13 protein-coding genes are annotated in these 14,808 nt (G+C 35.8%); 2 read left to right on the top strand and 11 right to left on the bottom strand.

Annotated elements, in window-relative coordinates; genetic code table 11:
• Window positions 1–98 precede the first annotated feature (98 nt).
• The 4 genes from ABFR62_08960 to gap all read right to left on the bottom strand — a co-directional run bounded on the left by ABFR62_08960 (window position 99) and on the right by gap (window position 5,832).
• Entirely contained in the window at window positions 99–638 is a 540-nt protein-coding gene (locus tag ABFR62_08960; GenBank protein MEN8138551.1) for an HAD hydrolase family protein, read from the bottom strand.
• Between the two features lie 220 nt (window positions 639–858).
• A complete protein-coding gene (gene ppsA, locus ABFR62_08955) occupies window positions 859–3,300 on the bottom strand; it encodes a phosphoenolpyruvate synthase (GenBank protein MEN8138550.1) in 2,442 nt (813 codons plus the stop codon).
• Between the two features lie 324 nt (window positions 3,301–3,624).
• The gene (locus ABFR62_08950; protein ID MEN8138549.1) at window positions 3,625–4,662 is read right to left on the bottom strand and encodes a hypothetical protein; all 1,038 of its coding nucleotides are present in this window, start codon (window positions 4,660–4,662) and stop codon (window positions 3,625–3,627) included.
• 165 nt (window positions 4,663–4,827) lie between these two features.
• A complete protein-coding gene (gene gap / locus ABFR62_08945; protein MEN8138548.1) occupies window positions 4,828–5,832 on the bottom strand; it encodes a type I glyceraldehyde-3-phosphate dehydrogenase in 1,005 nt (334 codons plus the stop codon).
• 181 nt (window positions 5,833–6,013) lie between these two features.
• Between gap and ABFR62_08940 the strand changes: the two genes are divergently transcribed.
• Both ABFR62_08940 and ABFR62_08935 read left to right on the top strand, forming a co-directional pair.
• Entirely contained in the window at window positions 6,014–6,373 is a 360-nt protein-coding gene (locus tag ABFR62_08940) for a Na(+)-translocating NADH-quinone reductase subunit F (GenBank protein MEN8138547.1), read from the top strand.
• A gap of 1 nt (window position 6,374) precedes the next feature.
• A complete protein-coding gene (locus ABFR62_08935; GenBank protein MEN8138546.1) occupies window positions 6,375–7,391 on the top strand; it encodes an FAD:protein FMN transferase in 1,017 nt (338 codons plus the stop codon).
• Between the two features lie 46 nt (window positions 7,392–7,437).
• On the opposite strand, the gene ABFR62_08930 is transcribed toward ABFR62_08935, so the two are convergent.
• The 7 genes from ABFR62_08930 to ubiE all read right to left on the bottom strand — a co-directional run bounded on the left by ABFR62_08930 (window position 7,438) and on the right by ubiE (window position 14,437).
• On the bottom strand, window positions 7,438–8,670 hold the full coding sequence (locus ABFR62_08930) for a DUF1343 domain-containing protein (protein ID MEN8138545.1): 1,233 nt from the start codon (window positions 8,668–8,670) through the stop codon (window positions 7,438–7,440).
• Between the two features lie 210 nt (window positions 8,671–8,880).
• Complete coding sequence (galE, locus tag ABFR62_08925; protein MEN8138544.1) at window positions 8,881–9,906, bottom strand: UDP-glucose 4-epimerase GalE; 1,026 nt, start codon at window positions 9,904–9,906, stop codon at window positions 8,881–8,883.
• Between the two features lie 73 nt (window positions 9,907–9,979).
• A complete protein-coding gene (locus ABFR62_08920) occupies window positions 9,980–10,660 on the bottom strand; it encodes a hypothetical protein (GenBank protein MEN8138543.1) in 681 nt (226 codons plus the stop codon).
• A 9-nt stretch (window positions 10,661–10,669) separates the two neighbouring features.
• A complete protein-coding gene (locus ABFR62_08915; GenBank protein ID MEN8138542.1) occupies window positions 10,670–11,206 on the bottom strand; it encodes a hypothetical protein in 537 nt (178 codons plus the stop codon).
• Between the two features lies 1 nt (window position 11,207).
• Window positions 11,208–12,767 (bottom strand): FAD-dependent protein, encoded by a 1,560-nt coding sequence (locus tag ABFR62_08910; protein ID MEN8138541.1) that lies wholly within the window; start codon window positions 12,765–12,767, stop codon window positions 11,208–11,210.
• Between the two features lie 167 nt (window positions 12,768–12,934).
• Complete coding sequence (locus tag ABFR62_08905; GenBank protein ID MEN8138540.1) at window positions 12,935–13,684, bottom strand: porin family protein; 750 nt, start codon at window positions 13,682–13,684, stop codon at window positions 12,935–12,937.
• A 24-nt stretch (window positions 13,685–13,708) separates the two neighbouring features.
• A complete protein-coding gene (ubiE, locus tag ABFR62_08900; GenBank protein ID MEN8138539.1) occupies window positions 13,709–14,437 on the bottom strand; it encodes a bifunctional demethylmenaquinone methyltransferase/2-methoxy-6-polyprenyl-1,4-benzoquinol methylase UbiE in 729 nt (242 codons plus the stop codon).
• Window positions 14,438–14,808: the final 371 nt, after the last annotated feature.

Genomic DNA, 14,808 nt, shown 5'->3' with positions numbered 1-14,808 from the left:
CCAGTAACCAGTAACCAGTAACCAGTAACCAGTAACCAGTAACCAGTAACCAGTAACCAGTAACCAGTAACCAGTAACCAGTAACCAGTAACCAGTAACTAGATGGATCTGGTTTTATCTTCCGGAGTGTCGCCCCATTTTTCCTGTACTTTCATTGTTTGTTCAAGTATGTCTCTGGCACAGCCATTTCCACCATTAAATGGAGATATGTAGTCAGAAATTTCCCTAATGTCAGAACAAGCATCTTTAGGACAAGTTGCTAAGCCTACCTGTTGCATGATTTCGAAATCAGGCATGTCATCTCCCATGTATACTATTTCGTCTCTGTTGAGCTTATTTTCTATTAATATGTCTTCCAGCTTTTCAATCTTGTCGCTAATACCAAGATAAACCATTTTTATTCCTAAACCATTTAGTCTTGTGCGTACCTGTTCGTCTTTTCCTCCGGAAATAATGATTATGTTAAATCCTTTTTTTACAGCTAGCTGTAAGGCATAGCCATCTCTTGTACTCATCTTTCTGATTTGAGACCCGTCGGGAAAAAGAGTTACAGAACCGTCTGTTAAGACTCCATCAACATCAAAAATAAAGGTTGTAATATTTGGAAGTATTTCTTTATAGCTTTTATCTAATTTCATTAGTCTAAATTATTTACAATAAGGTCATTACTCTAAAGTGAGACAGGTATGGAATCCCCTTTATTATCATGACGGTTGGTATGCACCAGCATTTATGGAGTAACTGATGTTTTGTTCAAAATTACAGCAAATATATAACTTAGAAATAAACAAAGCCCCGAAAATAAATTCGAGGCTTGGATATTTAAAAATTAAATTAAATTTTCAACTATTATATGGGTTATATAATAACAGTTTCTTTTTGTTCTATTGAATGAACAGCTTTAATTGTTTTCATCACTGAGTCGGGTGTAACAGATATTGTATTTATCCCTTCCTCAACTAGGAATTGTGCAAAATCCGGAAAATCTGAAGGTCCCTGACCACAAATACCAACTTTTGTACCTGTTTCTTTGGCAGTTTTTATCAATTTACTGATCATACGTTTAACGGCAGGGTTTCTTTCGTCGTAAATATGAGCAACAAGCGAAGAATCCCTATCTAATCCTAGTGTTAACTGTGTTAAATCGTTCGATCCAATTGAGAAACCATCAATATATTCTGAAAATTCTTCAGCCATCATGATGTTTGAAGGAAGTTCGGCCATTAGATAAATTTCTAATCCGTTTTCTCCTCGTTTGAGTCCGTTTTCTTCCATTATCTCGTAAACCTTTTGCAGTTCTTCAACAGTTCTACAGAAAGGAACCATGATCGTAATATTGTCCAGACCAAATTCTTCCCTGGCTCTTTTTAGAGCTCTTACTTCCCAGGCAAATGCATCTCTGTATTCATCAGAATAATATCGCGAAGCACCTCTGAATCCAATCATTGGATTTTCTTCATCCGGTTCAAAATATTTACCTCCAAGCATATTGTAGTATTCATTCGATTTAAAATCGGAAAGTCTTACAATAGTTCTGTTTGGGTAAAAGGCTGAAGCTATTTTGCTCACTCCCTGAGCCAGCTTTGAGATAAAGAATTCTTCCTCACTTTCGTAGCCCTCAGTAATTTTTTTGATTGCAGCAGAAAGAGTTTCATCATTTAATTCTTTGTGTTGCATCAGTGCTAATGGGTGAACCTGGATGTAATTATTTATTACAAATTCTTCTCTTGCTAATCCTACACCTGCATTTGGAATATGGCTAAATTTATAAGCCAGTTCAGGTGAAGCTACATTCATCATTATAGGTGTGTCTGTTTTTGGAAGCTCCGAAAGATTGGTTTCAATTGTTTCGAACTCTATTTCACCCTGATAAACATAACCATCACTACCTTCGGCACATGAAACAGTAATTAACTGATCCTGATCTAATACTTCAGTAGCATTTCCGGCACCAACGATTGCAGGAACACCCAGTTCGCGGGCAATAATCGCCGCGTGACAGGTTCTTCCCCCTTTATCGGTTACAATTGCCGATGCTTTCTTCATTAGTGGTTCCCAGTCGGGATCAGTCATTTCAGTAACTAAAACATCGCCTTCTTTGAATTCACTCATGTCGATACTGCCGTCTCTTCCATCCATTGAGTAAAGTATCTTAACTTTCCCTGAAGCTATTTTATCTCCAACCGCAATACCTTTTGTGATAATATCCTTATTCCTGTCCTTCTTCTCAATTTTGTATTCGGTATGAATGTCATGAACTTTTTGCGAATGAATTGTTTCCGGTCTTGCCTGAACAATGAATAGCTCATTTGTTAACCCGTCAACAGCCCATTCAACATCCATAGGTGTCCACTGTCCTTTCAGATCGGTATAGTATTTTTCAATTTTAGAGACCCAATCTCCAATTTGGAGTATTTTATCGTCGTCTATACAGAATTTACTTTGAAGTTTCTTGGGTATAGAAACTATCCTAACACGTTGTCCCGGTCTGTCGCCATAAATCATCTTTTGATCTTTATTGCCCAGTTTCTTTTCAACGATAGGTTTAAATCCTTTTTCCAGTGTTGGCTTAAATACTAAAAATTCATCCGGTTTCACGGCTCCCTGAACAACCATTTCTCCAAGTCCGTAAGATCCGTTAATTAAAACAACATCTTTAAAACCTGATTCTGTATCAAGAGAGAAAGCAACTCCTGAAGCACCCAAATCGGAACGCACCATTTTCTGAACTGTTACTGATAGTCCGATGTTGAAATGGTCGTAGCCAAAGTTCTCACGGTACGAAATTGCACGATCGGTAAACAGCGATGCAAAACAGTCGCGTATAGAGTTTAGGATTGATTCACTACCACGAACGTTGAGGTAAGTTTCTTGCTGGCCCGCAAATGAAGCATCAGGTAAATCTTCAGCTGTTGCTGATGAACGAACTGCAACATCTGTAGTTTCATTACCGTATTCTGCAGACATTTTCAGGTATCTTTCACGGATTTCCGTAATCATGTCTTCAGGAAAAACCCCATCTCTTACGATGTTTCTAACCTGTGTACCTACCTGTCTTAATTGAACAACATCATCAGTGTTAAGACCGTCCATTGCGTCTTTTACACGATCTCTCATGTTGTTGTAATCCAGGTAGTTCCAATAGCCTGCAACAGTAACAGCATATCCGCCGGGAACCTTTATGCCCAGAGGTGCTAAGTTTTGGATCATTTCGCCTAAAGAGGCATTTTTTCCTCCCACTTTGTCCAAATCACTTAGAAGAACTTCATCAAGTGAAAGTGTGTACTTAAATTGACTCATCTGTAATTGTTAGTTGTGTTTAAGATTTATTTTATTGTAAATAAATCATTACGACTTTATATAGTTTGTTGTTGGGGCAAAGTAAAGTTATAATCTGAAACCAAAACCTGAATAATAGCATTAGGTTTTAATTAAAATGTTTATATATTTGAATGTTGAGCGGCTGTAATTGATTGTATTAATTACACTTATAAAGTGTATGTAGTACGTTTTTATTACTAATAAAGGTAGTGTAGGCGTTCTTTTACTTTTAATAAGCCTATTGTATTTTAGAGAGATCAGAAAAATTTACTGTGTGAAATATGGAAAAATGGATCTTTTTAGCTATTCCAGATAATATTTTAGTAAAAAATTTATCCCCGATCTAACTAATTCTCCCATTGATTTACAATTTTTAAAGGAAGAATCTTTAATGTATTCATATAATTCTTTTGAAAGTTGGGCAACTTTTTCATCAGGAGAAATTCTATCTTTAGTCATTACATCCAGCAAAGAATTAAGCCTTTTTTTTGAAGATTTTACCCTGCGGGCAATCATGGAACGTTCTTCTCTTTGGTATTGAGCAATAGTTTCGGGAGTCAGTACTTTTGCGACCAACTCCACAAAAGGCATATTTTCTTTATAAAATTGTGGTTTATAGATATTGAGTCTGCCTTCATAACTTTGCTGATCAAAGTCAATTGCTCTGATTCTGTATTGGTTTTGATCAAAATCGTGAGTTTCAATCATTACAAAATTGTAGGCGCGCATATCTCCCAATAGTCTTATCATGCAGCGTTCGTTAAATTTTACGAACTCTTTGGCAATCCTGACATACTCTATTTTTTTTAGATTTGAACGGGTTTCCAAAAACTGATCGCCCGGAACTCCCATTATATGCTCTTCTATTAGAGTTTTTTTATTTACTATATAATGTATTCTATTAGGACTTAAAATATGTTCTAATTCTAAACCATAGATCCTGGAAGCATCTGCCTTTTTTACGTAAAAGTAATCGTAGTTGTCGTTAAAGACATTAATAATCTTAATTCGGAAAGGATGAGAATTACCAAAAGTACAATAGTCAATTCTATCCACACGGAATGTATCTGAACTTGTGTCCAGATCATCCATTGTCATTTTCTTGTAAATGTGCTTTAGACCTTCATGAATTTCATCCTGTTCAGTTTGGTTGTATGCAACACTGATCCATAAAGTGTCTTTACCATCATCATCCATTAGCTGGATGGAGTTGGTATACCTCATTAGGTCTTCGTAACAAACAGGAATTTCAACATCTCTATTGTAACGAATCAGGTATTTTGATAATTCGGCACCTACCTCGTAGTTTGGTTTTCTTTTAGAGATGAGTTTATTATTCATATGTATATAATTTTATGTTTTGGTCATACCTGCCTGACTGCATCACGCAGGCAGGTGTTATCCCAATAATATTCATCCTGTTTGGTCTCGGCTATGCCGAGATAGGGATTTCATATTGCTGTTTTAATCGATAGAATCTATTTACCAAAGATACCCAAATGGCGGTTAAAGTTTATTGATGTGAAGCATTAAATCAGCTAATCTGTTAGAATATCCCATTTCATTATCATACCAGCCTACGACCTTTACAAATTTATCATCAATAACAGAAGTCAGCAGTGAGTCGAAGGAACATGAATATGGACAGCCGATGATATCAGTTGAAACAATTGGATCTTCTATAAATTTTAAAATTCCCTTTAGTCGTGTATTTGATGCCTTTTTAAATGCATCATTTATTTCGGCTATTTCGGCTTTCTTTTTTACGTTAAAAGTAATGTCAGTTAACGATCCGTCAGGAACCGGAACTCTTATGCCGCATCCTCCCATATGGGTGTCCAGATGAGGGAAGATCTTTGTTATAGCTTTAGCAGCACCTGTTGTTGTTGGAACAATTGATTGTGCACCGGCTCTTGCCCTGCGTAAATCTTTGTGTGCAACATCATGTAATTTTTGATCGGTGGTATACGAATGTACAGTTGTAATATATGCAGTTTCTATTCCGTATAGTTCATCTATTATTTGCACCATTGGAGCCGCATTATTTGTGGTACACGATGCATTAGAGATGATTTTATCTTCAGAGTTTAGAATATGTTCATTTACACCAAGAACTATTGTTTTTATAGAATCATCATCGGGAGGGGCAGAAATGATTACTCTTTTTGCTCCATTTTTTATATGAGTTTCAGCGAGTTTTCGGGTTTTATTAATACCTGTCGCTTCAATTACATAGTCGATATCCAGTGAATGCCACGATAAATTATTTATATCTTTAACGTTAAGGGTTTTTACATTTTTTCCATCAACTATAATGTTGTCTTTATCACTATTTATTTCTGCATTAAAAGTTCTGTGTATAGAGTCGTATTTTAATAAATGAGCTAATGTTGGCGCATCGGCTAAATCGTTTATTGCAATAATTTCAAATTCTTCACGATTGTGCAAAACTCTAAACAGGACCCGGCCAATTCTGCCAAATCCATTTATTGCCACTCTTATTTTTGACATTATTTATATTATTCTTGGATTACTTATGCAATATTATGCATTTTTAGGACATATGATTTAGTATAAATAATTAATTTCGCAGTGATTTAGTATAAATACCCTCAAATACTGTTTTATAACCGGAATGGGAAAAAGGGAGGAATTAGAGTTATTTATTAATAATCTATTTAATAAGTATAAGATGTCTGAGTTAACTAAGCAGGAGCTCCATAATTTGGGGATGAATATTGTAGGTAAAGAGCTTGAAAAACAGAAGTATGAGTTTTTGGCAGTGAATAGTGATTTAAAAAAAAATCCACAATTTATTGTTAAAGACTATAGTGGAGATTTGACATTTATAGTAGTTAAAGTTAGTGTTTATCCCGAAGAGCCTAAGAGTTATGACAGAATTTGGATGGAGTCTTTTAAGGTACACGCAGTTTCGAAGAAAGCCAAGTTGTTTTATGCAGGTGTAGGTTTGGCAAATTCAGCAGATATGACAAAGCCCCTGATAAAAGATAGTGGTTATATAATTAAGTATAATGGTTTAGTAGAAATTTAAGATGTTGAGAAAATTTATTAGAATAGTTTCTGTTTTTTTAGGAGTAGTTTTAACATCCTGTGGCAATGTAGAGGTAAAAGAGCATTCTCTTGCAGGATATACATTAGGGACAACATATCATATAAAATATTTGTCACCAGGCGATGAGGATCTCCAGCCGCAATTAGACAGTATTTATGATGTTATTATTAATTCTATGTCTACTTATGTGCCAACTTCTGATATTTCGAAGATAAATAAAGGTGACTCTGCAGTAGTAGTTGATCACATGTTTGTTGATGTGTACAAAGCTTCAGAAAAGATATGGAAAGAATCAGGAGGGATGTTTGATCCAACTATTGGAATAATGGTTAATGCCTGGGGTTTTGGACCAAAGGGGCAGTTGAATAACCTGACTGACGAAAAAGTTAATGAATTAATGAAAACTGTAGGTTTTGATAAAACCAGAATATTATCAAACGGAGTTTTTCAGAAAGATTATCCGGAAACTCAAATAGATTTTAATGCTATAGCCAAAGGATATACGCTGGATAGAGTAGCAGTGTTTTTCGATCAGAGGAACATTGATAGTTATTTAATTGAAATAGGAGGAGAAATTGTAGCAAAGGGAAAAAAACTCAACGGAGATGTGTGGCGAATAGGTATTGATGATCCAAATCAGGAAGTAGATGGTAAAAGGTCATTAACTGCTATCATTGATATTACTGACAAGGCAATGGCAACATCGGGTAATTACCGGAATTTCAGGTTAGATTCTCTTACCGGAGAGAAATATGTACATACTATAAATGCAAAAACCGGTTTCACAAGCAGAAGTAATATGTTGAGTGCTTCGGTAATAGCAAAGAATTGTACTTTGGCCGATGGGTATGCCACAACATTTATGGCCATGGGATTAGAAGAGACAAAAGCTTTTTTAACCAGGCATCCTGAGATTGATGCATATTTGATATATGTTGATGAAGACGGGAACTGGAAAAAATATATGACCGAGGTTTTTAAAGAAAGTATCGAGTAAAATATAAAAGGGATGATAATTTTTATCATCCCTTTTTTTGTGTTAACTATTTGTACAGATAGTATTTTTTTGATTCTTTTTTAAATTTCTTAGCGGGTTTTTCCCACATATTTTTTATGTCCTTATACTTGTACCTTTTAGTAAATTCTTTTCTTATTTTATCACTTCCCGTAACTTTATCGAACATGCTGTATCTGCTTATGTCTATTTCAAATACCGGACGCATGTGACATAATTCAAAAAGAACTTCGGCAAACTTGAATTGTATCTTAGTAAGGTTAACTTTTTGGTAATCGGTGATGTGAACCTGTACTCCCGACAATTCATTTCCTTTGTTTTTGTTGTAATATGCTTTGTAGTGTAATGGCCTAAATATTACGCCATCCATGTTTTCGGCATTTAAAGCATCTGCAACTTTTTCGGAGTCAAGCCATGTAAGAGTAAAAACTTCGAATGGCAATGTGTAACCGATACCTACCATACTGGCATCTAATTCGCCCATTATACCTGATAAGGCATAATAGAAAGATGAGTTCCATCTGGGGATATGTGGAGAGGTGGGAACCCATTGCAATCCTGTGTCATTAAAAAGCATATCGCGTTTCCAGCCTTCCATCTTTACTATTTTCAAATCACATTTTAACTCATTAGAAAGCAAACCTGTTTCGTTAATATAGGCAGCAAATTCTCCGGGTGTTAGTCCATATACATATGGTACAGGGTACTGGCTTACAAATGATATAAATTCATCTTCAACCAGAGCACCTTCAACTCTGTTTCCTCCAAGAGGGTTTGGGCGGTCTAAAACTACCAGTTCAATTCCTTTTTCTGCGGCAGCTTCCATAGCCAAACCAAGAGTACTGATATAAGTATATGACCGCACTCCGATATCCTGAATGTCATAAACCAAAATATCGATGTTTTCTAGTATTTCCTGAGAAGGTTTTCGTTTTTTACCGTATAAAGAATAAACTATAATTTCTGTTTTAGGGTCTTTGTAATCGTCAATTTTATCTCCCGCCGAAAAATTTCCCCTTACACCATGTTCAGGGCCAAAAAGAGCTACTAAATTCACATCGGGAGCTTCGTGTAATATATCTATAGTAGATTTTAAATTTGAATCAACACCGGTAGGGTTGGTTATCAGACCCACTCTTTTACCTTTAAGAATCTCGAATTTTTGATCTTTTAATACTTCTATACCCGTCTTTACCTGAGCTATACCTGATATAGCCATCATGCTAAAAAGCAATATAGGTAATAGTGCTTTTATCTTCATTAATTAGTGGTTTAAGTTAAATGTAAATTACTATTGACCTGTCAGTTTATTTGACTGGTTTAATCACTTAGTATTATTTTCTGCTTGTTGCAGGCTAATACCCGAGGTTATTTAAGGTAGTATTTGATTATAAAAATAAGAAAAACGAATGACAAATTGTTGTTATTCGTTTTTTCGTTTCTTTATAAATGAGAATATTATGTAATGTTATTATGCTTTTTCTGATTTTAGAAATTTCTCCCATTTCCATGCCGAAAGTGTCATTTCGTCAAGTGTTTTTTCAGCCTTCCATCCAAGTACATTATTCGCTTTATCTGTGGATGCAAAGATTTGTTCTACGTCACCATCTCTACGCGGAGCAATGGAATAATTAAGTTTTTCACCGGTAGTTTTTTCGAATGATTCAATAACTTCTTTAACAGAAAAACCTTTACCTGTTCCTAAATTGAATACTTCGAATTGATCATTCGATTCTTCACTAATCATTCTTTCAACAGCCTTTACATGTGCTTTAGAAATATCAACCACGTGAATGTAGTCTCTAATAGCTGTTCCGTCCGGAGTGTTATAGTTATCTCCGAAAATTTTTAACCCGTCTCTCAATCCAATTGCCGTTTGAGTAATAAAAGGCATTAAATTATTAGGTACACCAATAGGTAATTCACCGTTTTCTCCACTTTCGTGAGCTCCGATAGGGTTGAAGTATCTTAGGGCAACAGCTTTAAAACTACTGTCGGCAACGGTTTGATCCATTAACATTTCTTCTCCAATTTGTTTTGTATTTCCATAAGGAGATTCTGCAGGTAATATAGGGGAGTCTTCAGTTGCAGGAAGTATTTCCGGTTGACCATATACGGTTGCTGATGAGGAGAAAACAATATTTTTAACATTATTGTCACTCATAGCATCCACAACATTAGCTAATGACACCAAGTTGTTTTTATAGTATTTCATCGGATGAGAAACCGATTCTCCTACTGCTTTAGAAGCGGCAAAATGAATTACAGCATCTATATTATATTCTTCAAAAAAATCGTTTACTTTAGCACTATCTCTAAGTTTAAATTGTTCGAAGACAGGACGTTTTCCTGAAAGTTTTTCTATTCTGTCGAGTACATCAATACTCGAATTAGATAAATCATCTATAATTAGGACTTCGTGTCCTGCATTTATTAGTTCAATGGCAGTATGAGAACCAATGTACCCGGTTCCTCCCGTTACAAGTATTTTACCCATATTATGACGTGTTTATTTTTTTGGCGGCTCAAATTTAAACTTTATTATGTTATAATATGAATTAACTTACGGTTTATTTAACAAGACTAAAAGTTAGTCCTCCTCCAATATATCCTTGTAAGGTTGTTGCACCGGCTTCCACACCCGTTCCTGTTCCCCCTGAACCAATTGAAAAGTAAAGTCCGCCAAATGAAATGGGAGCTAACATCCTGCTTTCTATTTTTATGCCAATGTGATCGTTTATGTAGTATTTAATTCCTCCCCCAAGGGTTATTGCAAAATTCCATTCTTCCTTACGGCTTTCTGTTGCATCAGCCTGAACAGCTCCTAAGCTAAATGCTCCATATGGAACCATTTTCCCTTTGGGCAGTTCTTTAATCACTCCAACCTGATAATATCTGATGTCAGTATTAATGTGTTCGTACCTTAACCCATCTCTATAAGATATGCTAGTAATCTGATCAAGAAACGACAGTTCAATTCTGCTATGCCATTTTAAAGGAAAACTTAGGGAAATACCATATGATGTTCCATCGGTTATTTTTAATTCACCAAATCTGTATGAGTAAAATTTTCCGCCCCATTGATAGGCAGATATTAGTCCTATTTCTAACTTTCTCTCAGGTGTATATAAGCTGTTTTGCTGTTTTTCTGTTTCTACAAATCTTACTTGAGATCCTCTTCTTTGCTGTCCATAGGAACTAAGTGATATTATTAATAGAAATAAGATGCCAATTAGTTTTATTGAATTCATGATCGCTGTCTATTTTCTAATCCATTTTTTTTGTTTGATTTGGATTATAGAGTTAATATCTTCTTTTACAGAAAGATAGTTAAAAATAAATAAATCAGCTAAGTGTAAATTATTTTTGTTTTCAGGAATTGTGTCAGATTTATCTGATTTCATGCCAATAAATATCGATGGTTTTACATAGGTGCGTAAGCTTGCTGATTCGCATATTACCAGGGAGTTTTTATCCATAAATTTATCCAGAAAAATATATGCTTCACCAATGTTTTCATCTTTTGCCTGAATAAAATATACTTCATAGGCTCCATTTTTAAGCATTCTGGCGCTGTCTTTTCCGGTATCGGTAACAGTTTCTTTTACAATTACAAACTTTTCGTTGTTTGCAATTACAACATCAGTATCCAGAATACCATGAAAGTGACAGGATGTTTTTATAGCAATGATATTATTACCGGGAGAGTATTTTTTTATAATATCACAAGTCAATGTTGTTTTGCCAACATTTTGTTTTGTGCCTCCAATTAGTAAAAGATTATTTCTGATTTTCATGCTAAGAAATACTTTTTACCAGCGACTCGGCACATCTTTCTCCATCTATGGCAGCTGATACAATCCCTCCGGCATATCCTGCACCTTCACCTGAAGGGAAGAGACCTTTAATTTGAGGGTGTTCTAACGTAAGTTTATCTCTGGGTATTCTAACAGGAGAAGAGGTTCTTGATTCTACTCCCAAAATTTGAGCTTCATTTGTCATAAAGCCTCTCATTTTGTTTCCAAAATCTTTAAAGCCATTTTGCAGTTGTTTCCCAATCACATTTGGAAGTAATTCATGTAAGGGGGCAGAAGTTATCCCCGGCACATATGATGTTCCGTTTAGTTTTGTGGACAATCGGCCATTGACAAAATCGACCATTCTTTGTGCCGGCGCAGCCTGAGTTTTTCCACCGGCGATGAACGCCATGTTTTCTAAGGCTTTTTGGTAATACATCCCTGCCAAAGGTCCGAATTTATGATACTCTTTCAAGTCTTTCTGTTCTATAGAAACAACCATTCCGGAATTAGCAAATTCATTACTTCTTGTCGACGGTGACATTCCATTTACAACAACCTCGTCGGGAGCAGTTGCCGATGGCACAATAAAGCCTCCGGGACACATGCAAAAGGAGTAAACTCCACGATTGTTCGACTGAGTAACTAATTTGTATGCTGCTGCGGGCAGGTATGGACCTCTTAAATCGCAGTGATATTGGATAGAATCAATTAGTTCCTGAGGATGCTCTATTCTAACTCCCATGGCAAAAGACTTTGACTCTAATAATATATTTTTTCTGTGAAGTGTTTCGTAAATATCTCTGGCAGAATGCCCTGTTGCAAGAATAACCCCTTCTCCAAAGAACTTATCTCCTCCGGTGGTTTCAACTCCATTAATTCTGTCTCCTTCAATTAAGAAGTCAGATACTTTTTGATCAAATAAATATTCACCCCCCGCATTAATAATACTTTCTCGTATCGATTTTACTATGTGAGGAAGTTTATTTGTTCCGATATGTGGTTGAGAATTCACCCTTATATCTTCGATTGCTCCATGGGCAATAAGTATATCTAAAATACGATTAACGTTTCCGCGTTTTTTTGATCTTGTGTATAGTTTACCGTCAGAATAAGTTCCCGCACCACCTTCTCCAAAGCAGTAGTTCGACTCAGGGTTAACAATGTGATCCTGATTTATTTTTTTGAGGTCTTTTCTGCGGGACTGTACGTCTTTACCACGTTCTAAAACAATAGGTTTATAGCCGAGCTCAATTAAACGCAAAGCAGCAAACATACCTGCAGGTCCACTGCCTACAACTATTATATGTTTTTTATTTGAAACGTTTGGATAATTTAAATCATACTTGTTGTTTGACTCAGGTTCAGAGTTGTCGAGATAAACTTCAACCATCATGTTGATTTTTATAGTTCGTTTTCTCGCATCAATCGAACGACGAACCTGCCGCACATGATTTACTCTTTCGAAAGGGACTCCTAATATTTTTGCTACTTCTTTTTTTATCAGCCACTCGTCGGAAGCTGTTTTCGGGCTTATTGTTAACTGGAGTTCTTTCTGCATTTTGTCGTCAATTTATCACACCATTAATATATCGCAAAGCCACCATTACAATATAGCACCGCCGAACCTAAAGATTCCTCAATCCTTTCTAATGTTTAGGAACAGTTGCTATTTAAGAAATGACAATTTCTTAGCGTATAATTACTGACTACAAAGTTACAGTATTTTTATTCAAACTTAAGAACGAAAAATATTGCTCTGGTTTGAAGTTTATCTATCGATCCGGTCCAGGGAGTGAATAGAGTTCCGGGGGGATTACCATCTCTTACTAACTCATCTTTAATGCCAAAGGAACCTCTTACTTCTGTAGTGAATTTAAAATATGGTAAGTACCAGTCGATACCACCACCTGCTTCCCAGAAAAGGTTCATTGTTTTCGTTCTAAATCCTTCATATCCGGTAGTGTTATCGTCTGCTCCGTTTTGATGAGAATTCAGATCAATGCCTAAATTAGCCCCGCCTATTAGATAGGGACGAATGTTTTTCATTCGCTTACCTCCAAATTTTAGCAGAAGAGGGATGTTTACATACGTAGAGTGTATCTCTCTAATTGTATCTGTACGCTCGTATGTGCCTTCGAAATTAACCATTACATCATCATGGTAAGTTAAATTCCTGGTGGTGTAACTTAGTCCCGGTTCTACTCTGAAATTTAAGTAATCGTTTACTTTAAAGTCTCCAAGAAGTCCTACAGAAAAACCTATAGTAGCATCTGAGATAATACCAAGTTGGTCGTTGTTAGTCATCCCCAGATCGGTTGGAGTGATTTTGAAATCGTAATGATTAACACCTAAATAATATCCCCAGTGCCAACTTTGCTCATCAAAGTTTGGCAAATTGTCAACATTATCCTGTGCATTAGAATGACTGATGAATAAGATAGGTAGAATTAAGGTGAGTAGTGATTTTTTTATCATAGCTTGCTTCTTGTTCAAATTTATCTACTTGTTAGAGCTGTAAATTGTAGAAATCCCAAAGGTTAATTCTTTTGCTTTTTCGTTTTTAAACCCATTTTTTCTTAATATCGAAAGCAGTTTATCCCCAAAAGGAAATGCCTCAACAGATTCGGGTAAGTATGTATAGGCCGAACTGTCGCTCGAAATAATCTTTCCAAAGAAAGGTAATATATGTTTTGAATAAAAGCTATAAAGCTGTTTCATAGGAAACTTTTGAGGTTGAGAGAATTCCAGTATAACAAAAGTCCCCCCTGGTTTTAAAACTCTGTTTATTTCTCTTAAGCCTTTATCTAAATTTTCAAAATTCCTTACACCAAAAGAAACGGTAATAGCATCGAAAGTATTGTCTTCGAATGGAAGATTTTCGGAATCACCCTGAATCATCTCAATTAAGGAATCCAGTTTTTGGGATTTAATTTTTTCTCTGCCAACATTTAACATCCCTTCTGACAGGTCGAGTCCTGTTATTTTTTCGGGATTTATTTTGCTCATGGCAATTGCGAGGTCACCTGTTCCGGTAGCGATATCCAGAATGTTTTTCGCCTCTGTTTGCTTAATCAGTTTAACTACTTTTTTTCTCCATTGGATATCAATACCCATCGATAAGAAGTGATTGAGGAAATCGTACTTATGTGAGATGTTATCAAACATCTCGGCTACCTGTTCCTTTTTTCCTAGCTCTGATTCTTTATATGGCTTTACCGGTGTCCCCATTTTTGAAAATTAGCATTTAGTGCGGGCAAATGTAACTATTATGGGGCAAAAGACAAAAGACAAAAGGCAAAAGAGAAAAGACAAAAGGTAAAAGACAAAAGGTAAAAGGCAAAAGAGAAAAGACAGAAGTCTAAAGTTTAAATCGACGTAAGGAGATTCACCGAGCACTGTGTCTCGGCTTTGCCGATGAACCGCTGAATTATATCACTGAGCAACTGCTAAATTTTATCACCGAGCAACCTTTGGGGATTAGAGTACCAACGAGGTAAAGCCTGAAGTTTAAAGTCTAAAGGCATTGCGAAGAATGAGTTTACTTCGCTGGAATCATTTTATATTTTTGCTGCTTAGTGAAAAGTAAAAGTATTTATAGT

It is taken from the genome of Bacteroidota bacterium (assembly GCA_039714315.1).
GTDB lineage: Bacteria > Bacteroidota > Bacteroidia > Flavobacteriales > JADGDT01 > JADGDT01.
This window is presented reverse-complemented; position numbering and strand designations above follow the sequence as displayed.